The sequence below is a fragment of the Sphingomonas sp. GW821-FHT04B01 genome, from assembly GCF_059420425.1.
The window spans coordinates 34,282-55,313 of the sequence record NZ_JBWKTR010000003.1; the positions used below are offsets into that span (position 1 = coordinate 34,282).

The 21,032-nt window shown below is 66.9% G+C and carries 22 protein-coding genes; 6 read left to right on the plus strand and 16 right to left on the minus strand.

The window, feature by feature from the left end; all coding sequences use genetic code 11:
- On the minus strand, positions 1 to 834 hold the full coding sequence (gene rpsB / locus AC07UH_RS09020) for a 30S ribosomal protein S2 (RefSeq protein ID WP_038659894.1): 834 nt from the start codon (positions 832 to 834) through the stop codon (positions 1 to 3).
- 336 nt (positions 835 to 1,170) lie between these two features.
- Here rpsB and AC07UH_RS09025 point away from each other — a divergent pair, with 336 nt between their 5' ends.
- Positions 1,171 to 1,407 (plus strand): hypothetical protein, encoded by a 237-nt coding sequence (locus tag AC07UH_RS09025; RefSeq protein ID WP_081974326.1) that lies wholly within the window; start codon positions 1,171 to 1,173, stop codon positions 1,405 to 1,407.
- Here the strand turns inward: AC07UH_RS09025 and AC07UH_RS09030 are convergent.
- Both AC07UH_RS09030 and AC07UH_RS09035 read right to left on the minus strand, forming a co-directional pair.
- On the minus strand, positions 1,346 to 2,182 hold the full coding sequence (locus AC07UH_RS09030) for a CDP-alcohol phosphatidyltransferase family protein (protein ID WP_052075505.1): 837 nt from the start codon (positions 2,180 to 2,182) through the stop codon (positions 1,346 to 1,348). The two genes, AC07UH_RS09025 and AC07UH_RS09030, sit on opposite strands and share 62 nt — an antisense overlap.
- Before the next feature lie 11 nt (positions 2,183 to 2,193).
- Positions 2,194 to 2,925 carry a phosphatidylserine decarboxylase gene (locus tag AC07UH_RS09035; protein WP_495180071.1) on the minus strand — a complete coding sequence of 244 codons (732 nt, stop codon included), beginning with the start codon at positions 2,923 to 2,925 and terminating at the stop codon, positions 2,194 to 2,196.
- A 146-nt stretch (positions 2,926 to 3,071) separates the two neighbouring features.
- Between AC07UH_RS09035 and AC07UH_RS09040 the strand changes: the two genes are divergently transcribed.
- Positions 3,072 to 4,292 (plus strand): NADP-dependent isocitrate dehydrogenase, encoded by a 1,221-nt coding sequence (locus tag AC07UH_RS09040; RefSeq protein ID WP_495180070.1) that lies wholly within the window; start codon positions 3,072 to 3,074, stop codon positions 4,290 to 4,292.
- A 35-nt stretch (positions 4,293 to 4,327) separates the two neighbouring features.
- Here AC07UH_RS09040 and AC07UH_RS09045 read toward each other — a convergent pair whose 3' ends face one another.
- Positions 4,328 to 4,900 carry a TetR/AcrR family transcriptional regulator gene (locus tag AC07UH_RS09045; RefSeq protein WP_495180069.1) on the minus strand — a complete coding sequence of 191 codons (573 nt, stop codon included), beginning with the start codon at positions 4,898 to 4,900 and terminating at the stop codon, positions 4,328 to 4,330.
- 62 nt (positions 4,901 to 4,962) lie between these two features.
- On the opposite strand from AC07UH_RS09045, the gene AC07UH_RS09050 reads away from it, so the two are divergent.
- Complete coding sequence (locus AC07UH_RS09050) at positions 4,963 to 5,457, plus strand: monooxygenase family protein (RefSeq protein WP_495180068.1); 495 nt, start codon at positions 4,963 to 4,965, stop codon at positions 5,455 to 5,457.
- Between the two features lie 47 nt (positions 5,458 to 5,504).
- On the opposite strand, the gene AC07UH_RS09055 is transcribed toward AC07UH_RS09050, so the two are convergent.
- The 3 genes from AC07UH_RS09055 to AC07UH_RS09065 are packed head-to-tail and all read right to left on the minus strand — an operon-like array spanning position 5,505 to position 8,249.
- A complete protein-coding gene (locus AC07UH_RS09055; RefSeq protein WP_495180067.1) occupies positions 5,505 to 5,654 on the minus strand; it encodes a hypothetical protein in 150 nt (49 codons plus the stop codon).
- A gap of 50 nt (positions 5,655 to 5,704) precedes the next feature.
- The gene (locus AC07UH_RS09060; RefSeq protein ID WP_495180066.1) at positions 5,705 to 7,123 is read right to left on the minus strand and encodes a hypothetical protein; all 1,419 of its coding nucleotides are present in this window, start codon (positions 7,121 to 7,123) and stop codon (positions 5,705 to 5,707) included.
- A gap of 46 nt (positions 7,124 to 7,169) precedes the next feature.
- On the minus strand, positions 7,170 to 8,249 hold the full coding sequence (locus tag AC07UH_RS09065; RefSeq protein ID WP_495180065.1) for a PA0069 family radical SAM protein: 1,080 nt from the start codon (positions 8,247 to 8,249) through the stop codon (positions 7,170 to 7,172).
- Positions 8,250 to 8,305: 56 nt separating this feature from the next.
- Between AC07UH_RS09065 and AC07UH_RS09070 the strand changes: the two genes are divergently transcribed.
- Positions 8,306 to 8,647 carry a VOC family protein gene (locus AC07UH_RS09070; RefSeq protein WP_495180064.1) on the plus strand — a complete coding sequence of 114 codons (342 nt, stop codon included), beginning with the start codon at positions 8,306 to 8,308 and terminating at the stop codon, positions 8,645 to 8,647.
- Between the two features lie 182 nt (positions 8,648 to 8,829).
- Here AC07UH_RS09070 and moaB read toward each other — a convergent pair whose 3' ends face one another.
- Positions 8,830 to 9,357: a molybdenum cofactor biosynthesis protein B gene (moaB, locus tag AC07UH_RS09075; protein WP_495180063.1), complete on the minus strand. Its 528-nt coding sequence runs from the start codon at positions 9,355 to 9,357 to the stop codon at positions 8,830 to 8,832.
- Between the two features lie 3 nt (positions 9,358 to 9,360).
- On the minus strand, positions 9,361 to 12,861 hold the full coding sequence (dnaE, locus tag AC07UH_RS09080; RefSeq protein WP_495180062.1) for a DNA polymerase III subunit alpha: 3,501 nt from the start codon (positions 12,859 to 12,861) through the stop codon (positions 9,361 to 9,363).
- A 100-nt stretch (positions 12,862 to 12,961) separates the two neighbouring features.
- Here dnaE and AC07UH_RS09085 point away from each other — a divergent pair, with 100 nt between their 5' ends.
- Complete coding sequence (locus AC07UH_RS09085; RefSeq protein WP_137898669.1) at positions 12,962 to 13,540, plus strand: HdeD family acid-resistance protein; 579 nt, start codon at positions 12,962 to 12,964, stop codon at positions 13,538 to 13,540.
- 61 nt (positions 13,541 to 13,601) lie between these two features.
- Here AC07UH_RS09085 and AC07UH_RS09090 read toward each other — a convergent pair whose 3' ends face one another.
- The 5 genes from AC07UH_RS09090 to AC07UH_RS09110 form a co-directional block, all read right to left on the minus strand.
- Positions 13,602 to 14,081, minus strand: coding sequence for a glutathione peroxidase (locus AC07UH_RS09090; RefSeq protein WP_495180061.1), 480 nt, complete (start codon positions 14,079 to 14,081; stop codon positions 13,602 to 13,604).
- Positions 14,078 to 14,671, minus strand: a complete 594-nt coding sequence (locus AC07UH_RS09095; protein WP_495180060.1) for a GNAT family N-acetyltransferase — start codon at positions 14,669 to 14,671, stop codon at positions 14,078 to 14,080. Before AC07UH_RS09095 ends, AC07UH_RS09090 begins: the two co-directional genes overlap by 4 nt.
- A complete protein-coding gene (locus tag AC07UH_RS09100; protein WP_038659931.1) occupies positions 14,668 to 15,339 on the minus strand; it encodes an ABC transporter ATP-binding protein in 672 nt (223 codons plus the stop codon). Before AC07UH_RS09100 ends, AC07UH_RS09095 begins: the two co-directional genes overlap by 4 nt.
- The gene (locus AC07UH_RS09105; RefSeq protein WP_038659934.1) at positions 15,332 to 16,576 is read right to left on the minus strand and encodes a lipoprotein-releasing ABC transporter permease subunit; all 1,245 of its coding nucleotides are present in this window, start codon (positions 16,574 to 16,576) and stop codon (positions 15,332 to 15,334) included. The genes AC07UH_RS09100 and AC07UH_RS09105 overlap by 8 nt, the downstream gene beginning before the upstream one ends.
- Positions 16,577 to 17,200: 624 nt before the next feature.
- Entirely contained in the window at positions 17,201 to 19,690 is a 2,490-nt protein-coding gene (locus tag AC07UH_RS09110) for a TonB-dependent receptor (RefSeq protein ID WP_495180059.1), read from the minus strand.
- Between the two features lie 255 nt (positions 19,691 to 19,945).
- Here AC07UH_RS09110 and AC07UH_RS09115 point away from each other — a divergent pair, with 255 nt between their 5' ends.
- Positions 19,946 to 20,410, plus strand: a complete 465-nt coding sequence (locus tag AC07UH_RS09115) for an Hsp20 family protein (protein WP_038659940.1) — start codon at positions 19,946 to 19,948, stop codon at positions 20,408 to 20,410.
- 38 nt (positions 20,411 to 20,448) lie between these two features.
- Here the strand turns inward: AC07UH_RS09115 and AC07UH_RS09120 are convergent, their stop codons facing one another.
- The gene (locus AC07UH_RS09120; RefSeq protein WP_495180058.1) at positions 20,449 to 20,787 is read right to left on the minus strand and encodes a DUF6883 domain-containing protein; all 339 of its coding nucleotides are present in this window, start codon (positions 20,785 to 20,787) and stop codon (positions 20,449 to 20,451) included.
- Positions 20,784 to 21,008, minus strand: coding sequence for a DUF4926 domain-containing protein (locus tag AC07UH_RS09125; protein ID WP_495180057.1), 225 nt, complete (start codon positions 21,006 to 21,008; stop codon positions 20,784 to 20,786). Before AC07UH_RS09125 ends, AC07UH_RS09120 begins: the two co-directional genes overlap by 4 nt.
- Between the last annotated feature and the right edge of the window lie 24 nt (positions 21,009 to 21,032).

A 21,032-nucleotide genomic window follows, 5' to 3' on the forward strand; every position in this document is an offset into this window, starting at 1 on the left:
TTACGCGTCGATCTGACGCTCGGCCTCGGCGCCCGCACCCTCGACCGTGCCGGCAGCCTGCTGCTCGGGCTCGGGGGTCGGGACGGTCAGCGCTTCCTCGACCGGGGCGACATCCTGCGCACCGAGATCGACGCCGCGACGCGACTGCTGCTCCTGGTTGCCGCGCGTCGCCGCAATGGCTATCGCTTCGCAATACAGGCGGATGGCGCGGCTGGCGTCGTCGTTCGCCGGCACCGGGAATGCGATGCCGTCGGGCGAGACGTTCGAATCGAGGATCGCGACGACGGGGATGCCGAGCGTGTTGGCTTCCTTGATCGCCAGCTCTTCCTTGTTCGCGTCGATCACGAACATGACGTCGGGCACGCCGCCCATGTCGCGAATGCCGCCGAGCGACATTTCGAGCTTGTCCTTCTCACGGGTGAGCTGGAGCACTTCCTTCTTGGTGAGGCCGTGCGTGTCGCCCGAAAGCTGCTCTTCGAGCGTCTTCAAGCGCTTGATCGAGTTGCTGATCGTCTTCCAGTTGGTGAGCATGCCGCCCAGCCAGCGGTGGTTGACGAAATGCTGGCCCGAACGACGCGCCGCATCGGCGACGGCGTCCTGCGCCTGGCGCTTGGTGCCGACGAACAGCACCTTGCCGCCGCTGGCGACCGACGACGAGACAAACTCGAGCGCGCGGGCGAAGAGGGGAACGGTCTGCGACAGGTCGAGGATATGGACGCCGTTACGGTCGCCGAAGATGTAGGGCTTCATCTTCGGGTTCCAGCGGTGGGTCTGGTGGCCGAAGTGCGCGCCAGTCTCGATGAGCTGCTGCATGGTGACGACGGGAGCCGCCATAGGATGAGTCCTTTCCGGTTAATGCCTCTGGGAAGCGGATGACGCGGGCCTTGCGGCCGCACGCACCGGGCTATGATGCTTCCCATGCGGGGTTAGAGGGCTGCGCCATTAGCCGCAGCGGACGCAGAACGCAAGTCGTTCCAACCCGCTTGACAGGTGGAACGTAGGTGGAACATAAAGCGACCAGACAGTGGACACGGTGAGTCTAACCCAGTTTAGCGGCGCTGCGGCGAAGCGAAATCGGCGAAAATGGACCCAGCGCGGAACTCACTGATTAAACAATGGTTAAGCGAGTTATCCACAGGCTGCTCGCTCGCCTGCCAGGGAGTCGGTTCGATGGTTGCAGTCGTAAGTGTTCTCGTTTTTGCCGGTGCGTTCGCGGTTGCCGCGGGCGTGATCGCCGCGACGGTCGCGCCCCAGTGGCAGCGTATCGTCCGCCTCGCCGCCGGCAACGTCGAGCCCGCCTTCGCGCCGCTGTCGCAGCTCGCCTCGGCCGAACGCCGCATCGCCGTCAGGCGCTGGGCGTCGGCTCCGGTTCCCGCTGGCGTTCGCCGCCTGCGCGCTGCCGCCTGATCTTCGCATAACTGGCGACGCTGAACGGGATCGTGATCAGGTAACCGACACAGATCGCGCTCAGTGTATGCCATGGCGCCGAGACGAGCGCCGCGCCGAGCAGGACAACGCCGGCGATCGCCTCGAACCGGATCGTCCGGCGCAGGCGCAGCGAGCCCCACGAGAAGGTGGCGACGCTCGACACCATCAGCAGCGCGATGAACGCCACCCAGAGCGCGACGAGATACGGGTTGGCGAAGATCGGCTGATCGGTCCAGAACCAGAAATAGAGCGGCAGCATCGCGAGACCCGCCCCGGCCGGTGCCGGCACACCGGTGAGGAAGCCTGCCGATTTGTGCGGCTGGTCGTCGGCATCGATCGCCGCATTGAAGCGGGCGAGGCGAAGCGCGCAGAACACCGCGAGGATCAGTGCGCTGATCCAGCCGAGCCGCGGCAGCGCGGCGAGCGACCAGAGATACATGATGAGCGCCGGCGCGACGCCGAACGAGATCGCATCGGACAGCGAATCGAGTTCGGCGCCGAAGCGGCTCTCGCCGTGGAGCATGCGGGCGATGCGCCCGTCGAGCCCGTCGAGCACGCCGGCGATCATGATCATCGTCACCGCACTCTGCCATTCGCCGCCGATCGCGAAGCGCACGCCGCTGAGGCCCGAGCAGAGCGCGAGCGCGGTGACGGCATTGGGGGCGACGGCGCGCAGCGGCAGCCCGCGCGGACGGCGGGGCAGGCGACGCGGCAGGCGGCGGGCGGGATCGGGGGTGGAGTCGCGCGGTTCCATTTACTTGCCGATCATTGTGCGATGCCGGTGACGGCCATGCCGCCGACACGGCCGACAACCGTCTCGCCGGCGATCGTGCGCTGGCCGAGCGCCACCTGCGGGATGATGTCGTCCGGAAGGAAGACGTCGACGCGGCTGCCGAAGCGGATCAGGCCGATCCGCTGGCCGGTCGCGACCATGTCGCCCGGCTTGACGAAGGGCACGATGCGGCGCGCGACCAGCCCGGCGATCTGGGTGAAGCCGATGCGGCGACCATCCCGCCCCTCGACGACGATATGCTGGCGCTCGTTCTCGTCGGACGCCTTGTCGAGATCGGCGTTGAGGAACTTGCCGCTGATATAGACGACCTGACGGATCGTACCCGCGATCGGCGTCCGGTTGATGTGCACGTCGAACACCGACATGAAGATCGACACGCGCGTCAACGGCACCTCGCCGAGTTCGCCGACCAATTCGCGCGGTACCGCCACCCGCTGGATCATCGTGACGAGCCCGTCGGCGGGGGCGATGACGAGGCCGTCGCCGACCGGCGTGGTCCGGATCGGATCGCGGAAGAAGGTCAGCACCCAGACGACGACGGCGAGCAGCGGCCAGAACAGCACCTTGGTGACGATCGTCGCGATCAGCGTGAGCCCAAGCGCGATGGCGGCGTATTTATGGCCTTCGGGGTGGACCGAAGGAAAGCGCCACTTCACCGTGGTCGTCGGCAGCGGGCTGGTCGGTGGCTTTTCGAGCGATGGCATAACCACGGGGTGTAACCGTGTCGTTCATGCAACACAACGTTTGCCGGCGACGACGTTCACCGCGCGGCCAATCCGCCCGAGATGGTTGATCCCCTGCCCGCTTGTGCCTAGACGACGGCGCAAATCCCCTCTCGCAGGAAGCGCATATGGCCAAGATTCAGGTGAAGAACCCGATCGTCGAGATCGACGGCGACGAGATGACGCGGATCATCTGGGAATGGATCCGCGAGCGCCTGATCAAGCCGTATCTCGACATCGACCTCGACTATTACGATCTCGGCATCGAGAATCGCGACGCGACCGAGGACCGGGTGACGGTCGACGCCGCCAAGGCGACGCAGAAGCACGGCGTCGCGGTCAAGTGCGCGACGATCACCCCCGACGAACAGCGCGTCGAGGAATTCGGCCTCAAGAAGATGTGGAAGTCGCCCAACGGCACGATCCGCAACATCCTTGGCGGCACGATCTTCCGCGAACCGATCGTGATCAAAAACGTCCCCCGCCTGATCCCGGGCTGGACGCATCCGATCGTCGTCGGCCGTCACGCCTTCGGCGACCAGTATCGCGCGACCGACTTCCTCGTCCCCGGCCCCGGCAAGCTGCGCCTCGTGTTCGAGGGCGTCGACGGCCAGACGATCGACCGCGAAGTCTTCGATTTCCCGAGCTCGGGCGTCGCGATGGCGATGTACAATCTGGACGATTCGATCCGCGATTTTGCCCGTGCCTCGATGCATTACGGCCTCAACCTCAAGTGGCCGGTGTATCTCAGCACCAAGAACACGATCCTCAAGGCCTATGACGGCCGGTTCAAGGACCTGTTCGCCGAGGTGTTCGAGACCGAGTTCAAGGACAAGTTCAAGGAAGCGGGCATCGTCTACGAGCATCGCCTGATCGACGACATGGTCGCCTCGGCGCTGAAGTGGAACGGCGAGTTCGTCTGGGCCTGCAAGAACTACGACGGCGACGTCCAGTCGGATCAGGTCGCGCAGGGCTTCGGGTCGCTCGGCCTGATGACCTCGGTGCTGCTGACGCCGGACGGCAAGACGGTCGAGGCGGAAGCCGCACATGGCACCGTCACGCGCCACTATCGCCAGCACGAGCAGGGCAAGGCGACCAGCACCAACCCGATCGCGTCGATCTTCGCCTGGACCGGCGGCCTGAAGTATCGCGGCAAGTTCGACGGCACCCCCGAGGTGACCAAGTTCGCCGAGACGCTGGAGCGCTGCTGCATCGAGTGCGTCGAGAACGGCCAGATGACCAAGGATCTCGCGATCCTGATCGGGCCGCACCAGCCGTGGATGACCACCGAGCAGTTCTTCGAGGCGGTGCGCGCCAACCTCGAGCAGAAGATGGCGAACTGGGGCTGATCCGCTTCGCCTGAGACGATCGGGGGCTCGGAGGCTTAGGCTTCCGGGCCCTTTTTCGTAAGGCCGGCGACGAACAGGGCGAGCGCTGCGCGGGCGGCCTCCGGGTCGGGCGGCAGGCGGCGGTCGAGCGCGAGCGTCGCGAAGCCGTGGACCAGCGCCCAGGCCGCCATTGTCGCGGTCGCCGCGGTGCCGGGACAGAGCGTCGCGACGCGCGCGGCGAGTATGCCATAGGCATCGCCCTCGGCGGCGCGATCCGGGCTGACGTGCGCGGCGGTGGCGATCGCATCGGTGAACATCAGCCGGAACAGCGCGGGATGCGCCTGTGCGAAGGCGACATAGGCCAGCCCCTGTTCGACCAGCGCCTGTTCGGCCGCGATGGCGTTCCCCTGCGCGTCGGCGACGACGAGCCGGCCGTGCAGCATCGCAAAGCCTTCCGCCGCCACCGCGCCGAGCAGCGCCGTCTTGTCGGGAAAGTGGCGATAGGGCGCCATCGCCGATACCCCTGCGGCACGTGCGACGGCGCGGAGCGAGGGGTCGTGATCGCCGGCATCGAGCAGACGCATCGCATGCTCGACAAGCGACTGGCGCAAAGAAGGCGTCGACGTCATTCGGTGTGTTTACACTGTAAGCAGCTAATGGTAGCTTACGCTGTAAACAAAGGAGTCGGATGATGCAAATGGATGGGCGCGCCGCCACGGCCCGTGCGACGGTGGATCTGTCGGGCTATCCCGATCTGGTCATGGTGCTGCTCGGTTTCCGGGTCGGCAGCCTGCGCGGATTGCCCGCGCTGATGCGGATCGGTCGCGGCCTCGCCACCATCAGCCGTACGCCGCCCGACGGCTTGTTGGGCAATGACGGCATGATGTTCGCGTGGAACCACGTCGGCATCCGCCATTATTGGCGCGATCTCGACAGCCTCGGCCGCTTCACCCGGTCGGCGCCGCATAGCGGCTGGTGGCGGGACTTCCTCAGCGATCGCCACGGCTGCGGGTTCTGGCACGAGGCCTATAGCGCCAAGGGCGGGATCGAGGCGATCTATGTCGGGATCGACGCTCCCGTGGGGCTCGGCACGTTCGCACCGGCGCGGCGGCCTGAGGGGCCGTTCCTGTCGAGCCGCGACCGGTTGATGGCGGATGCGCGCGAACGACGGAACGGGGCGGCCTGATCCCCGTCCGTCATCCCGGCAGATACCGGGACGACGGTGGAGGACGATCAGCCGTTGTCTTTGACGCCGCCCTGGCCCTCGCCGTGATTGCCGTAGCCGGCGCCCGATTCCTCGGTGTCGGTGTTTTCCGTCGGGGCGAGCGGATCGATATTGTGGTCGTTCTTGTCCTGGTCTTCGGTGCGGTCGGGGTCGGTCATCGTCAGTCCTTCTGCAGCGCGGAGGTGGAAGACCAACCGACGGTCGGCCGCTACGTTCCGTGCGTGTTTCCGGGTCTCGCCGGCGGCGCGGCGGCCGGCATGCGGCGATAGACGGTCACGCCGAGGTCGCGCGCGACGGCGCGATAATGACGCGCGAGCGTGCGGCGGACGAGGATCACGCCGGGCCGCCGGCGGTTGCGGGGGATGTCGCCGATCGCGATTACCGGCGGGCGGGCGGCGAGGATGCGGGCGACCTCCTGCGTCGGGTCGATGCCGATCGCGCGCGCCTCGCTCGCCTCGACGAGGTGGAACGGAAATGGATAGCGCGTCGGCAGGCAGCTCTCCGTCGCGTCGTAGAGCGCCGGGGGGGCCTGGACGAGGAACAGACAGCCCGGCCCGCGCATCCGATCGATGATCCGGGCGAGCGCGGCGACGCGCTGACGCGTGTCGGCGGTATCGCCGCGATGCGGATAGCCGCTGAACACCAGCAATGCGCCCCCCGCGACGGCGGCGAGCGCCTGCATCGCGCGGCGGTCGAGCGCGGCGGCGGCGCACACCGCGATCGGGGCGAGCAGCGGCAGCGCGTAATGGTTGAAATAGGGCGGGACGAGCAGCCAGCCGACGACCGCGACGATGAGCCAGCCGGTCAGGAATCGGTCGGGGCGCAGGACCAGCCCGCGGATCGCAAGCCCGGCGGGGACGAGCAGGACGACGGCGACGCCGGCCAGCCGTGCCGCGATCGGATCGCCGGGGGTCGCCTGGCGCAGGAAGATCGATTCGATCGTGGCGAACCACCAGGCGCCGCCGTGCCCCATGCCGGCATAAGCGGCGGCAGCGGCGATCGTTGGGAGCAGCGCGCTCGTGGCATAGAGCGCTGCCGCAGCGGCGAGCCGTGCCGGGTTGCGGTGGCGTTGCCATGTAGCGCCGAGCAGCGCGATGCCGAAGAAACAGCCTTCGAAGACCGCGGTCGGCTTGATTTGCAACGCCAGCCCGGCGAGCAGCATCGCCGGGATCGCGGCGCGGCGGCGACCGGCGATCGTGTCGCGGGTCAGCAGCGCCGCCGCGACGATGGCGAGATCGTAGAAGACCGGCGACTGGCCGCCGCGGCCGCCGAGCAGCTCCAGCCAGACGAGATAGAGCAGGCCCGCCGCCAGCGCGCCGGCGGCGCCGGCATGGCGTCGTGCCGTCGTCGCGATCAGGCCGGCGGTGGCCGCTGCGGCGGCGAGCGCGAGCAGATGATAGGCGACGACGGGATCGCCGGGCAGGCCCCGTGCCGCCGCGGCGATCAGGAACAGGCCGATCGGCTTGCGGTCCCAGATGTCGACATAGGGGATCGCCCCCTCCCACATCCGCTGCCCGACGAGCAGGTACATCTGTTCGTCGACGTCGATCAGCGGGTTGCCGATATCGGGCAGGCGCAACGCCACCGCGACGAGGATCAGGATCAGCCAGGAAAGCCGTTGCGTCATGCGCCATGCGTCATGGGCAAAGAGGGTTAGCGGCGCGCTAACGCGGTCAGAACAGCTCGCCCTGCGGCCCGGCGGGCGGGCGGAACAGGTCGGTGCGCAGCGGCGCGCCGCGATTGCCGAGGCCGTGCTTGCGGCAGGCGATACGGAAGCGGGTGCGCATCAGCTCGGCCCAGGGGCCGGCGCCCTGCATGCGCGTAAAGAAATCGGGATCGTTGTCGCGACCGCCGCGCAGCGACTGGATGATGGCCATCACCTTGCCGGCACGATCGGGGAAATGTGCGTCGAGCCACGCCCGGAATAGCGGCGCGACCTCGTGCGGCAGGCGGACGGGGATGAAGAAACAGGATTTCGCCCCCGCCTCCGCGGCGCGTTCGACGAGATGCTCGAGTTCATGGTCGGTGATCGACGGGATCACCGGCGCGATCGAGACATAGACGGGCACGCCGGCATCGGCGAGCATCCGCACCGCGCGCAGTCGCCGTTCAGGATGCGGCGCGCGCGGCTCGATCGTCGTGGCGATCTTCGGGTCGAGCGAGGTGATCGACATCGCGACGCCGGCCAGTCCCTCGGCCGCCATCGCCGAAAGCAGGTCGATATCGCGCGTCACCCGATCCGACTTGGTGGTGATGGTGAGCGGATGGCGCGTCTCGGCGAGCACCTCAATGACGCCGCGGGTGATCCGCCAGTCGCGCTCGATCGGCTGATAGGGATCGGTATTTGTGCCGAGCGCGATCGGCGCGACGACGTAGCCGGGCTTGCGCAATTCGGCGCGGAGCAGCTCGGCGGCCTGCGGCTTGGCGAACAGCCGCGATTCGAAATCGAGGCCGGGCGAGAGATCGTGATAGGCATGCGTCGGCCGCGCGAAGCAATAGATGCAGCCGTGTTCGCAGCCGCGATAGGGATTGATCGAGCGGTCGAAGAAGACGTCGGGCGAGCTGTTGCGGGTGATGATCGTGCGCGGGGATTCGACGGTGACGCTGGTCCGCAGCGGTGCGGGCGCGCCATCGATCTCGCCCTGCGCATCGAGCCAGTCGCCATCCGCCTCACGCTCGGGCAGGTTGAAGCGGCGGCTCCCGGTGTTGACCGTGGCACCGCGGACGGCGCGTTTGACGAGCGGCTTGGCCATTGCGCGATGGTAGGCGGCCGACTAGAACATAGCAAGAACGCAATGGGAGATATAAGATGGCGCGGTTGAACTATCTCGAACTGCCGGTGGCCGACACGGCGCGGGCCAAGGCGTTCTACGGCGAAGCATTCGGCTGGGCGTTCAGTGATTTCGGGCCGAGCTATGCGGCGACGACCAGTGGCGATACCGATATCGGCTTCCAGGCCGATCCCGCGCAGCAGACCGCGGCGGTGCTGCCGGTGATCGAGGTCGCGGATGTCGACGCGGCACTCTCCGCGGTCGAGGCGGCCGGCGGGCGGGTGACGATGCCGGTCTTCGCCTTCCCGGGCGGACGGCGGTTCCACTTCGCCGATCCGGATGGGCACGAGCTGGCGGTGATGCAGGTCGACGCGGGTTAGGTCTGTTCTTCACGGCCGGCCGACCCACACGTCCGTCATGCCGGGCCCGTTCCCGCATCCACTGTTCCGCAGGAGCAAAAGCTGTTGGTCCTGCGGGCCGGTGGACCCCGGAACAAGTCCGGGGTGACGGGTAGTTCGGGGCGACGTCGCACACCCGACTTGCGCTTACGGTCGCGGACCGATCACCGTTCCATCAGCCGCGGCATCAGTTCGACGAAATTGCAGGGGCGGTGGCGGCTGTCGAGCTGGTCCTGCAGGATGCCGTCCCAGCCGTCCTTCACCGCGCCGGTCGAACCGGGCAGCGCGAAGATATAAGTGCCGCGCGCGACGCAGGCGCAGGCGCGCGACTGGACGGTGCTGGTGCCGATCTTGGCGTAGCTCAGATAGCGGAACAGCTCGCCGAAGCCGGGGATCATCTTGGTGGCAACGCGCTCGACCGCCTCCGGCGTGACGTCGCGGCCGGTGACGCCGGTGCCGCCGGTGGTGATGACGCAATCGACGCTTTCGTCATCGATCCAGCGGTGCAATTGCGCGACGATAGCGTCGGCATCGTCGCGCAGGATGACGCGGTCGGCGAGGACATGGCCCGCCGCCCCAAGCCGGCCGACCAGCGTGTCGCCCGAGCGATCCTCGGCGAGGCCACGCGTATCGGAGACGGTGAGCACGGCGATGTTGACCGGGCGGAAGGTCAGGCTGGTGTCGATCGGCATGGCTCAGCCCACCGAGCGCAGTTGCGAGGCGACGCGGTCGAGCGCGACGTCGCTGATGCCGGGGATCGCCTGGATCGTCTCGACCAATTCCATGTCGAGCAGGAAGTCGCGACCGAGCAGCACCGTCGCCTCGCCCTCCCCGACCGGGATATGCGCACGCACCTCGCCGCGGGCGCCACGATGATGCGCGAGCAGCGCCGACAGCGCCTCGAAGGCGGTGGCATGCGCCACCCTAGCGGCGATGGTGAAGCGCGCGATCGAGGCAAGCCCCTCGAACGGCTGGATGCGCTTCACAGAGACGCGCGGCGTCTCCTCGCCGGGCCGGCGGTCGAGCTCGACGGTGATGAGGCCGCAGCCGCCACAGCGCGCGGCATCCTCCAGCTCGGCGGCGACCGAATCGTCGAAACAGGTGGCGACGAACTGGCCGCTCGCATCGGACAAGGTCGCCATCATGTACCGCTTGCCACGCGCCGAGGTGCGCCAGCGCGCATCCTCGACCAGCACCGCCATCGTCGCGCCGGCGCGGGTGCCGTCCTCGGGGATGTTGAGCTCGGTCAGCGCGACATATTGGCGCGCACCGTGCATCTTGGCGAGATGCGCGTGGCGGTCGACCGGGTGGGCGGAGAAATAGAAGCCGAACGCCTCCTTTTCCTGCTCCATCGCATCGGCCATCGACCAACGCACGTTGGCGGGCAGCTTGATCGCATCGCCCGCGACATCCTCGGCGCCGAACAGGCCGTGCTGGCCGCTGGTCTTGCCCTCGTGGGTGCGGGCGGCGACCGCGAGGATCGTCTCGGCGACAGCGTGGATGCCGGCGCGGTTGGGATCGAAACAGTCGAACGTGCCGCTGGCGGCGAGCGTTTCGAGCTGGCGCTTGTTGATGAGGCGCGGATCGACGCGGGTGGCGAGATCGTCGATGCTCTTGAACGGACCGTTGGTGCTGCGTTCGACGACGAGCTTCTCCATCGCCCCCTCGCCGACCGACTTCAGCGCGGCGAGCGCGTAGCGGACGGCGAGGCCGCCATCCTCGGTCGCCTCGACGTCGAATTCGGCGTCGCTCTTGTTGATGTCGGGGCCGCAGATCGTCACGCCCAGCCGGCGCATGTCGTCGACGAAGATACAGAGCTTGTCGGTTTGCGCCATGTCGTAGCACATCGACGCGGCGTAGAATTCCTCCGGGTGATGCGCCTTCAGCCATGCGGTCTGATAGGCGAGCAGGGCGTAGGCAGCGGCGTGGCTCTTGTTGAAGCCATAGCCGGCGAACTTGTCGATCAAGTCGAACAATTCGTTCGCCTTGTTCTTGGGTATGCCGTTCACCTTGGCGCAGCCCTCGACGAAGATCGCGCGCTGCGCGTCCATCTCCGCCTTGATCTTCTTGCCCATCGCGCGGCGCAGCAGATCGGCGCCGCCGAGCGAGAAGCCGGCGAGGATCTGCGCCGCCTGCATCACCTGTTCCTGATAGACGAAGATGCCGTAGGTTTCGGACAGGATCGGTTCGAGCAGGTCGTGGGGATAGACGATCGGCTCGGTGCCCTGCTTGCGGCGGCCGAAGCTCGGGATATTGTCCATCGGGCCGGGGCGGTAGAGCGAGACGAGCGCGATGATGTCGCCGAAATTGGTCGGGCGCACGGCGCTGAGCGTGCGGCGCATGCCCTCCGATTCGAGCTGGAACACGCCGACCGTGTCGCCCTTCTGAAGCAGTTTGTAGACCGCCTCGTCGTCCCACAGCAAAGCGTCGAGATCGACGCTGATGCCGCGCTTGGCGAGCAACTGCACCGCCTTCTTGAGCACCGACAGCGTCTTGAGGCCGAGGAAGTCGAACTTCACCAGGCCGGCGCCCTCGACATATTTCATGTCGAACTGGGTGACCGGCATGTCCGACCGCGGGTCGCGGTAGAGCGGCACGAGCTGGGCGAGCGGGCGGTCGCCGATCACCACGCCGGCGGCGTGCGTCGACGAGTGGCGCGGCAGGCCCTCCAGCTTCGTCGCGAGATCGAGCAGGCGGCGGACCTGATTGTCGTTCGAATATTCCTTGGCGAGCTCGGGCACGCCGTTGAGCGCGCGCTTGAGGTCCCACGGATCGGTCGGATGGTTGGGGACGAGCTTGGCGAGGCGATCGACCTGGCCGTAGCTCATCTGGAGGACGCGGCCGGTGTCCTTGAGCACCGCGCGCGCCTTCAGCTTACCGAAAGTGATGATCTGCGCGACCTGATCGCGGCCGTATTTCTCCTGGACGTAGCGGATGACCTCGCCACGCCGGGTTTCGCAGAAGTCGATGTCGAAGTCGGGCATCGAGACGCGTTCCGGGTTGAGGAAGCGTTCGAACAGCAGGCCGAGCTTCATCGGATCGAGATCGGTGATCGTCAGCGCCCAGGCGACGACCGAGCCGGCGCCCGAGCCGCGCCCCGGCCCGACCGGAATGTCGTGATCCTTCGCCCATTTGATGAAGTCGCCGACGATCAGGAAATAGCCGGGGAAGCCCATCTGGACGATGACGTCGACCTCGAAGGCGAGCCGCTTGCGATACACGTCGCGCCAGTCGGGATCATCGGCGGGCTGGGTACCGAGTGCCTCGATCCGGTCGAGCCTCTTTTCCAGCCCCGCCGCCGCCTCGGCGCGCAGCATCGCCGCCTCACCCTCGCGATCGCCGGCAAGGCTGGGCAGGATCGGCTTGCGATAGGGCGCCATCACCGCGCAGCGCTGCGCGACGACCAACGTATTGTCGATCGCCTCGGGCAGGTCGGAGAAGAGTTCGCGCATCGTCTCGGCGGGCTTGAGCCATGCGTCGGGACAGGAGCGGATGCGGTCCTCGCTCTCGACATAGGTCGAATGCGCGATGCACAGCATCGCATCATGCGCGTCGAGAAAGGCGCTGTCCGAGAAACAGCAGGGATTGGTCGCGACCAGCGGCAGGTTGCGATCATAAGCGAAGTCGACCAGCGCCTGTTCGGCGGCCTCCTCGATCACGTCGCTGCGGCGGGCCAGCTCGATATAGAGGCGGTCGGGGAACAGCGCCTGCAACCGGTCGAGATAGGCGGCGGCGCGATCCGGCTGGTCCTCGTGGATCAACCGCGCCAGGGCGCCCTCGCCACCCGCGGTCAGGGCGATCAGGCCGTCGGTGCGCCCCTCCAGCGCGGCGAAATCGACATGCGCGGGCAGTTCGATCGGCCGTTCGAGATGCGCGAGGCTGACCAGCGCGCACAGATTGTCATAGCCCGTCGCATCCTGCGCATAGAGGGCGATCCAGTCGAGCGGCACGGCGACGCCGTCGGGCATGCCGGGCCGCGCGACGCACAGCATCGTGCCGATGACCGGCTGGACGCCGTCCTTCTTGGCGGCATCGGAAAAGGCCATCGCCGCATAGAGGCCGTTGCGATCGGTCAGGCCGGCGGCGGGGAAACGCATCGCCTTTGCCTGTTTGGCGATCGCCTTGGGCTCGATCGCCCCGTCGAGCATCGTGTAGGACGAGAAAATGCGGAGCGGTACGAAACCGGAATGAGCCATTGCGGAGACTTAGCCGCTCAACCCCGATTCGAACAGGGCAGGCCAAGGAACCTGCGGTGGATAACTCCGTTACGCGGGCATAACGGAGGAGGTTACGTCAATGTCGGACACTGTATTCACCGATCCGCTCGCGCCGCGTGCCGCCGGTGCCGGCTGGGGCTGGATCCTCGCTTATGGCGTGCTGTCGATCGTGCTCGGCGTGCTCGCCTTCCTCAATCCCTTCGCCGCGACCTATGCGGCGACGCTGGTGATCGGCGCCTTCTTCATCGCCGCCGGGCTGGTGTCGATCGCGGCCGGATTTGCCGGCAGGGATCACGAAGGGCGCGGCTATGCGATCGGCTTCGGCGTGCTGTCGCTGGTCATCGGGCTGCTGATGGCGTTCGCGCCGGCGACCGCGGCGATCTCGCTGACCTTGCTGGTCGCGATCTGGCTGGGCATCCGCGGGGCGCTCGAGATCGGGCTCGGCGCGCGGTTCAAGCGCGGGCGCGCGCTGATGATCGTGCTCGGCGTGGTCAACATCCTGCTCGCGATCTACGTACTCGCGACCCTGCCCTGGTCGGCGCTGACGCTGCCGGGGTTCATCCTCGGGATCAGCTTCCTGCTCGGCGGCGTCGCCTCGGTGGCGTCGGCGCTCAACCACAAGACAGGCGCGAAGCCCTTCGCCGCACCGGAGGTGTGAGCGGTCCCCTCGCGCAAAACCAGTACCCCGGCGGAGGCCGGGGTACTGGAAGTTGCAAGCGTTACAGCAGCGCCTCGATATCGGCGGCGATCTCCTCGGGCTTGGTCGTCGGCGCGTAGCGGTGGACCACCTTGCCCTCGCGGTTCACCAGAAATTTGGTGAAGTTCCACTTGATCGCCTTAGAGCCGAGCAGCCCCGGCGCCTCGGCCTTCAATCGCGAGAACAGCGGATCGGCCCCTGCCCCGTTGACGTCGACCTTGGCGAAGACCGGAAAGGTCACGTCATAGGTCAGCGAACAGAAATTGGCGATCTCGGCGGCGTCGCCGGGCTCCTGCGCGCCGAACTGGTTGCAGGGGAAGCCGAGCACCTCGAAGCCACGCTCGGCGAAGCGGCGATGCAGCGCCTCGAGCCCCTCATATTGCGGCGTGAAGCCGCATTTCGAGGCGGTGTTGACGATCAGCAGCACCTGCCCCGCCCAGCGATCGAGCGGGATCGGCGCGCCGTCGGCGCCGGTGACGGTGAAGTCGGTGATCGCGGTCATGCGTGCCTCGCGAGTAGGAAGAGAAGGTTCTGCTTCACCCCCGGCCATTCGCGGTCGAGGATCGAATAGACGACGCTGTCGCGCAGCCGCCCGTCCGCCATCTGCTGGTGGCCGCGCAGCACGCCGTCCTGCTTTGCGCCGAGCCGCTCGATCGCCGCCTGGCTGCGCTTGTTGAGCGAATCGGTACGGATTTGCACGCACTGGCAGTCCAGCGCCTCGAAGGCGTGGGTAAGCAGCATGAGCTTGGCCTCGGTGTTGACGCCGGTACGCTGCACCGCCTTGGCGTAGAAGGTGCCGCCCAGTTCGAGCCGGCGATGCGCCGGCGCCATGCGCATATAGCGGGTGGTGCCGACCACCTGCCCCGCCGGATCGGACACCGCGAACAGGCGGGCGCGGCCGATGTCCTGCTGCTCGAACGACGCGTCGAGCCAACGGTCCGCATCCTTGAGCTGCGAGACGTTGGCGTAGAAGGTGTCCCACAGATCGTCCGCCGCGGCGACCGCGACCAAAGCGTCCCGGTCGGCGCGCTCCAGGGGCCGCAGCGTGACGTGACGCCCGACGAGTGTCGGCGTCTCGCCCCACGCGGTCACGTCAGCACGCCTTCGTGCAGGCGGACGACGCGATCCATCTTCTGCGCCAGCCGCTCGTTATGCGTCGCGATCAGCGCCGCCGAGCCCTCGCCGCGCACCAGCCGCAGGAACTCGGCGAGCACCACGTCGGCGGTATGTTCGTCGAGATTGCCGGTCGGTTCGTCGGCAAGCACCAGCGCCGGCCGGTTGGCGAGCGCGCGCGCCACCGCGACGCGCTGCTGCTCGCCGCCGGAGAGCTGGCTCGGCCGGTGCGTCAGCCGGTGGCCGAGGCCGAGCGCCGTCAGCAGCGACACCGCGCGATCGTCGGCGGGCTTGCGCTCGGCGCCGTGGACGAGCTGCGGCAGCACGACATTCTCGGTCGCGTTGAAGTCGGGCAGCAGATGGTGGAACTGGTAGACGAAGCCGAGCCGGTCGCGGCGCATGATCGTGCGGCCGTGCGCATCGAGCTTCGCGGCTTCCTCGCCGCCGATCATGATCGAGCCCTGGAAGCCGCCCTCGAGCAGGCCGACCGCCTGCAACAGCGTCGACTTGCCCGAGCCCGACGGACCGACCAGCGCGACGATCTCGCCCGGCGCGACGGAGAGGTCGACGCCGCGCAGGACGTGGATCGTCTCCTCGCCCTGGCGAAAGCTGCGGGTCAGGCCGGTGGTGCGGAGGACGTCATTCATAGCGCAGCACCTGTACCGGATCGGTGCTCGCCGCCTTCCACGCCGGATAGAGCGTGGCGAGGAAGCTGAACACCAGCGCCATCAGCGCGATGATGACGATCTCGACCGGGTCGGGCTTGGAGGGAAGCTCGGTGAGATAGCGGATCGACGGGTCCCAAAGATTCTGCCCGGTGACGAGCTGGACGAGGTTCACCACCGCCTGGCGATAGAAGAGGAAGACGAAGCCGAGCACGAGGCCGGCGAGCGTGCCGAGCGCGCCGATCGTCGTGCCGACGACCATGAAGATGCGCATCAATCCGACCCGCGTCGCCCCCATCGTCCGCAGGATCGCGATGTCGCGCGTCTTGGCGCGGACCAGCATGATCAGCGACGACAGGATGTTGAACACCGCGACGAGGATGATGATCGACAGCACGGTGAACATCGCGACCCGCTCGACCTCGAGCGCCTGGAACAGCTGCGCGTTCATGCTGCGCCAGTCGGCGATGACCGCGCCGCCGCGCAGGCGATCGGCGAGCGGCGCGAGGATCGGCGCGACCTTGTCGGGGTCGACGGTCTGCAATTCGATCTGGCTGACGTTGTCGCCGAGCAGCAGCAGCGTCTGCGCGTCCTCGATCGGCATGATGACATAGGCCTTGTCGTAATCGTACAGGCCGATCTCGAAGATGGCGCCGACCGTATAATTGACGATACGCGGCACGGTGCCGAACGGCGTCGCCTGCCCCTGCGGGTTGAACAGCGAGATCTCGCTGCCGACCTGCGCGCCGAGCGCCTCGGCGAGCCGCGATCCGATCGCGATCCGGCCGCTGCCCGGCGTGATGCCGGCGAGCGTGCCCATCACGAGCTTGTCGCCGATCACCGGCTTGACGTCGGCGAGGCGGACGCCGCGGACCAGCACGCCTTCGGCGCGGCCGTTATAGGTCGCCGCGAGCGGCTGTTCGACCATCGGCGTGGCGGAGGTGACGCCGGGCGTCTTGCGCGCCTCGGCGACGATCTCGCGCCAGTCGGGCAGACGGCCGCCGACGCCCTGGATCACGGCATGGCCGTTAAGCCCGACGATCTTGTCGAACAGCTCGGCACGGAAGCCGTTCATCACGCTCATCACGATGACGAGCGCGGCGACGCCGAGCATCACCGCGACGAGGCTGATCGAGGCGACCAGGAAGATGAACGCCTCGCCCTTGCCCGGGAGCAGGTAGCGCCGGGCGATCATCCGTTCGTAGCGTGAGAGGAGCATGGCCGGACCTCTAGGTGACGTGCGAGTCACAAGCAACAAATGTTGCGGATTCGACACAGGTTTCGGTCAATCGATTCCGCCCCTCCACATAGCCGGTGACAAAGCCGGCAGTGCTGCCTAGCAAAGACTTACTGAGACACAGGCAACGGCCGTGGTTCGGGGAAGAGCGGAACGACAGCGCAGCGAAACAACGCGCGATTGTCGGAAAGCGACCTAAGGGGGCTGACGGGTTTTCTCGTCACGCAGGCGCCCGGATCGGCAACGGTCCGGGCGTTTGCTTGTCCGCCGCAGTTTTAGACCAGAGTAGCCGGGCAGAGGGAGGGAGCTTCCAGGTCGCGCCCCCTGTCCGGCGATGATGGTTATCGCAGATCAATCCTGAACCGGGTCATAACGCTGACAGATTTCTGTCGCTTCGGGGCGCCCCGATGTGCGCGACGACGCTAGGCGACGAGAAAGGCGCGCGAAATCCGGTTCGTCCCCCTTCGTCATCCCGACGAAAGTCGGGACCCATGGATGCGATTACGACACGATACGTACAACCTCTGGGATCATCGTGACCATGGGTCCCGGCATGCGCCGGGATGACGGCGGGTGGGAGCCACAAACAGCCCCCTAAATCGCCGCCTAGAACCGCTTCGACACCGTCAGGCCATAGGTGCGCGGATCACCCGGCTGGCCGACGATCAGGCCGGTGTTGCCCGACTGCGTCGACAGCAGTTCGAAGTAATTCTGGTCGAACGCATTGCGCACCCAGCCAAAGACGTTGAAATCGTTCTTGCGATAGCCCGCGCGGACGTTCGACAGCGAATAGCCCTCGATCCAGGTATAGGCGGACGGCGACGGGTTGGACGAGAAGCGCGACCGGTAATTGCCGTCGTAGCCGATATAGACCTCGCCGCCCGCGCCGTCGACGGGGACGTTATATTCGCCGCCGTAGGAGAAGGACCATTTCGAGATGCCCGGCAGGCGCTGGCCGGAGATGTCGCAAAAGGCCGGGCTACGCCCGCCGGGCGTCCCCGCCGGATCGGTCACGCCACCGGGCGCAGTCGCGGTGCCACCCGACAGTTCGGGCGGGCACGGCGCGTTCTTGAAGTCGACATATTTGGCGTCGGTGAAGGCACCGCTGACGTAGACGCTGAGCCGCTTGCTCGGGCGGAAGCTCGAATCGAACTCGACGCCGCGAGACCGCACCTTGCCGGCATTGGCGAGATAGCCGCGGATCACGTTGATCGCATTGTTGTTCACCGTCGCCTGATAGTCGGACACGTCGGTCCAGAAGCCGGCGAGGTTGAGCGTCAGCCGCCGGTCGAGGAACTGCGTCTTGAGGCCGATCTCGTAATTGTTGACCTTCTCGGGCTTCACCGTCTGCGTCGTCAGATCGACGCCGGTGCTGTTCGAATTGAGCGGCAGGCCGGACAGGTTGATCCCACCCGATTTGAAGCTGCGCGCATAGGTGGCATAGCCGTGGATCTCGGGCGCGAAATCATAGGAGACGGTGATATCGCCCGAGGTGTTCCACGCGCTGAACCGCGGGCTGTAACGCTGCGGCGCGAGGGTGTTGATCTGGTTCTGGAAGGTCGTGCGCGCCGCCGTGGTGGGCTGCGCGGCCAGCAGCGTCGCGACATTGTCGGCCGTGGCGGTGAAATTATACTGGCTGTTGGCGATGCTGACGACCGACTCGTAGAAACCCGACTTGCGGTCGTAATTGACGCGCAGCCCCGGCTGGATGTGCAGCGCATCGGTCAGCGCCCAGTTGAGCTTGCCGAACACCGCGAAGCTCGTGTTGTCGAAGCTGATCGTATTGGTCGAGGTCAGGCCGTTGAGAACGTTGGGGCTGCTGGCGTCGGTGCCCGACAGCAGGAAGCGGCTCGCCGCCGATCCCTGCACCTGCGACCCCTGGGTATCGATCGTCTGGTGGAACAGGAAGGCGCCGACCGTGTAGTCGAGCCGGTTGGTGCCGTTCGAGGCGAAGCGGAATTCCTGCGACACCTGCTTCTGCTGCGATGGATTCTGCGAGACGGTGGTGATCGGCAGGCCGGTGAAATCGCGATCATTCTGCGGCTGCCAGTCCCAATAGCGCCACGCGCTGACCGAGGTCAGCGTCGCCGGGCCGAGATCCCAATTGGCGACCAGCGAGGCGCCGCCGACTTCCTGCCGCGAGTTGATCGCCGCATCGAGATCGGTGCGCCGATCGAACGGGTCCTTGCTCGGCGGGGTATAATTGAGCGCCGCGGCGAGCGCGTCATATTGCCGCGCGAGCGGGCGCTGCGTGGTGCCGACGCGGGCATAATATTGCACGCAGCATTCCGGGTTCTGGACGTTGAAATCGCCCGACAGCGTGAAATTGAGCGACGGACTCGCGTTCCACAGCAATTGTCCGCGCACCCCCAGATTGCGCTGGCGATGCAGGTCCTCGCCCGAGGTGACGTCGCGGATCGTCCCCTTGCGCGTCGTTGCCGAACTCGACAGCCGCAGCGCCACCGTGTCGGACAGCGGCCCCGACACCGACGCCTTGGCCTGGACGAATTCGTAATTGCCGACGCTGACCTCGGCCCTGCCCTCCGGTGTGAAGCTCGGCGGGCGGGTGGTGACGTTGAGCGCGCCGGCGGTGGTGTTCTTGCCGTAGAGCGTCCCCTGCGGGCCGCGCAGCACCTCGACCCGGTCGACGTCGACAAAATCGAAGGTCGAGGCGCCGATCCGGCCGATATAGACGCCGTCGACGTAGAAGCCGACGCCCTGTTCGATGCCGTCGTTGGTCAGGCCGAACGGTGCGCCGAGGCCGCGGATGTTGATCGCCGAATTGCGCGGGTTGCTGGAGAAGAATTGCAGCGAGGGCTGCTGCTGCTGGAGGCGATTGACGTTGAACGCGCCGGTCTTGTCGATATCGGCGCCGCCGACTACCGACATGGCGATCGGCACGCGCTGCACCGATTCGGCGCGCCGGCGCGCGGTGACGAGGATGTCGCCGCCGCCCGGTGCCGAAGCCGCCGGCCGAGCGTCTTCGCTCGCCCCTGCGGTCACCGGCGCGGGCGCGGCATCGTCCTGCGCTGCGGCGGGTGCGGTGGCGGCAGCGGCAGTCTGGCCGGCGAGAAGAATGGCGAGCGTCAGCGACATGCGGTTTCCCTGATGTTATTTTCGCCGCAAACTCCACTGGTTCGGGGGATGTTCAAAGATGGAGATGCTTCGCGGCGACAAAGCGGGGCTTCGGCGCCAACCCCGGAAATTACGGATCGGGCGAACAGACGCCCTCTTGAACCGCGGCCGGGGCAATCCAAAATCGGGGCTGCACGGCGCTGATCACGGGCCGTGCACCGGCATCGCACGCTCGTGGATGCCGTCGTTCAACTCGCTTCTCGCGGAGGATTTGACATGCGACTCGACCTGACCCCCTATCGCCGCTCGACCATCGGTTTCGACCGCCTGTTCGACATGCTGGAAAGCAATGCGCGCGCCGCCACGGCGGAGAATTACCCGCCCTTCAACCTCGAACGCCTCGCCGAGGATCGCTATCGCATCACGCTCGCGGTCGCCGGCTTCTCGCGGGACGAGATCGAGATCACCGCGCAGCAGAACCTGCTGCTGGTCTCGGGCAAGAAGGACGACAAGGCCGGCAACGCCAACTTCCTGCACGTCGGCATCGCCAACCGCAGCTTCGAGCGCCGCTTCGAACTCGCCGATTTCGTCTTCGTCGAGGATGCCCGTCTCAACGACGGCCTGCTCGTGATCGATCTGGTCCGCGAAGTGCCCGAGGCGATGAAGCCGAAGACCATCGCGATCAAGACCGGCGCACCGCTCGCCGCGGTGGAGAACAAGGACGTGGCCGCGGCCGCGTAATTATCGGGGCGTCCGGGCCGATGGGTCCGGGCGCTCTGTTAACGGTGATCGGCCGGATAGGCGGTAATCAGACGGCAGCCTGCCTCGCCCTCCGGCTGGAGCCAGATCGTCACGATGCAGGGGTTGCGCCCGTCAGGCGTTTCGAGGCTGCATCGTACCTCATATTTCATACCGTAAGCGTTGGTCGACGTTCGTACGATCGGCCGTGTCGACCCATGCCGATCCAGCGCCACCGCAAAGGCGATTGGGTCGGACGAATCATATCCGTAGCGTCCGAAGAACGTCGCCTTTGCACGCCCGGTCGGATGATCGCGATTGAGCAGATACGCCTCGACTTTCGCGATCTCGATGACGCGAATGCCGGGCAGGCCGATCATATCACGCGGACAAGATCGCCACTGCGCAGGGTGACGACGATGGCAACAGGTTCGGCGAACTCGACCTCATAGGCCTCGCCGCCGTCGTGCCGGTGTACGATCGTCCCGACCGTTCCCGGCAACAGGACCCCTGCGTCGGTGCCGACGACGGAGCGCAGCCTCACCAACGCATAGTCGTCGAACGTCGGATCCGCGGGCAGCCTTGGTGATGATGTCGCCATATCGATGCTCCGCCGCCATCATGC

Coding starts and splice junctions, on each gene's coding strand:
- rpsB (WP_038659894.1), bottom strand. CDS start 834: ATGGCGGCTCCCGTCGTCACCATGCAGCAGCTCATCGAGACTGGCGCG.
- AC07UH_RS09025 (WP_081974326.1), top strand. CDS start 1,171: ATGGTTGCAGTCGTAAGTGTTCTCGTTTTTGCCGGTGCGTTCGCGGTT.
- AC07UH_RS09030 (WP_052075505.1), bottom strand. CDS start 2,182: ATGGAACCGCGCGACTCCACCCCCGATCCCGCCCGCCGCCTGCCGCGT.
- AC07UH_RS09035 (WP_495180071.1), bottom strand. CDS start 2,925: ATGCCATCGCTCGAAAAGCCACCGACCAGCCCGCTGCCGACGACCACG.
- AC07UH_RS09040 (WP_495180070.1), top strand. CDS start 3,072: ATGGCCAAGATTCAGGTGAAGAACCCGATCGTCGAGATCGACGGCGAC.
- AC07UH_RS09045 (WP_495180069.1), bottom strand. CDS start 4,900: ATGACGTCGACGCCTTCTTTGCGCCAGTCGCTTGTCGAGCATGCGATG.
- AC07UH_RS09050 (WP_495180068.1), top strand. CDS start 4,963: ATGCAAATGGATGGGCGCGCCGCCACGGCCCGTGCGACGGTGGATCTG.
- AC07UH_RS09055 (WP_495180067.1), bottom strand. CDS start 5,654: ATGACCGACCCCGACCGCACCGAAGACCAGGACAAGAACGACCACAAT.
- AC07UH_RS09060 (WP_495180066.1), bottom strand. CDS start 7,123: ATGACGCAACGGCTTTCCTGGCTGATCCTGATCCTCGTCGCGGTGGCG.
- AC07UH_RS09065 (WP_495180065.1), bottom strand. CDS start 8,249: ATGGCCAAGCCGCTCGTCAAACGCGCCGTCCGCGGTGCCACGGTCAAC.
- AC07UH_RS09070 (WP_495180064.1), top strand. CDS start 8,306: ATGGCGCGGTTGAACTATCTCGAACTGCCGGTGGCCGACACGGCGCGG.
- moaB (WP_495180063.1), bottom strand. CDS start 9,357: ATGCCGATCGACACCAGCCTGACCTTCCGCCCGGTCAACATCGCCGTG.
- dnaE (WP_495180062.1), bottom strand. CDS start 12,861: ATGGCTCATTCCGGTTTCGTACCGCTCCGCATTTTCTCGTCCTACACG.
- AC07UH_RS09085 (WP_137898669.1), top strand. CDS start 12,962: ATGTCGGACACTGTATTCACCGATCCGCTCGCGCCGCGTGCCGCCGGT.
- AC07UH_RS09090 (WP_495180061.1), bottom strand. CDS start 14,081: ATGACCGCGATCACCGACTTCACCGTCACCGGCGCCGACGGCGCGCCG.
- AC07UH_RS09100 (WP_038659931.1), bottom strand. CDS start 15,339: ATGAATGACGTCCTCCGCACCACCGGCCTGACCCGCAGCTTTCGCCAG.
- AC07UH_RS09105 (WP_038659934.1), bottom strand. CDS start 16,576: ATGCTCCTCTCACGCTACGAACGGATGATCGCCCGGCGCTACCTGCTC.
- AC07UH_RS09110 (WP_495180059.1), bottom strand. CDS start 19,690: ATGTCGCTGACGCTCGCCATTCTTCTCGCCGGCCAGACTGCCGCTGCC.
- AC07UH_RS09115 (WP_038659940.1), top strand. CDS start 19,946: ATGCGACTCGACCTGACCCCCTATCGCCGCTCGACCATCGGTTTCGAC.
- AC07UH_RS09120 (WP_495180058.1), bottom strand. CDS start 20,787: ATGATCGGCCTGCCCGGCATTCGCGTCATCGAGATCGCGAAAGTCGAG.
- AC07UH_RS09125 (WP_495180057.1), bottom strand. CDS start 21,008: ATGGCGACATCATCACCAAGGCTGCCCGCGGATCCGACGTTCGACGAC.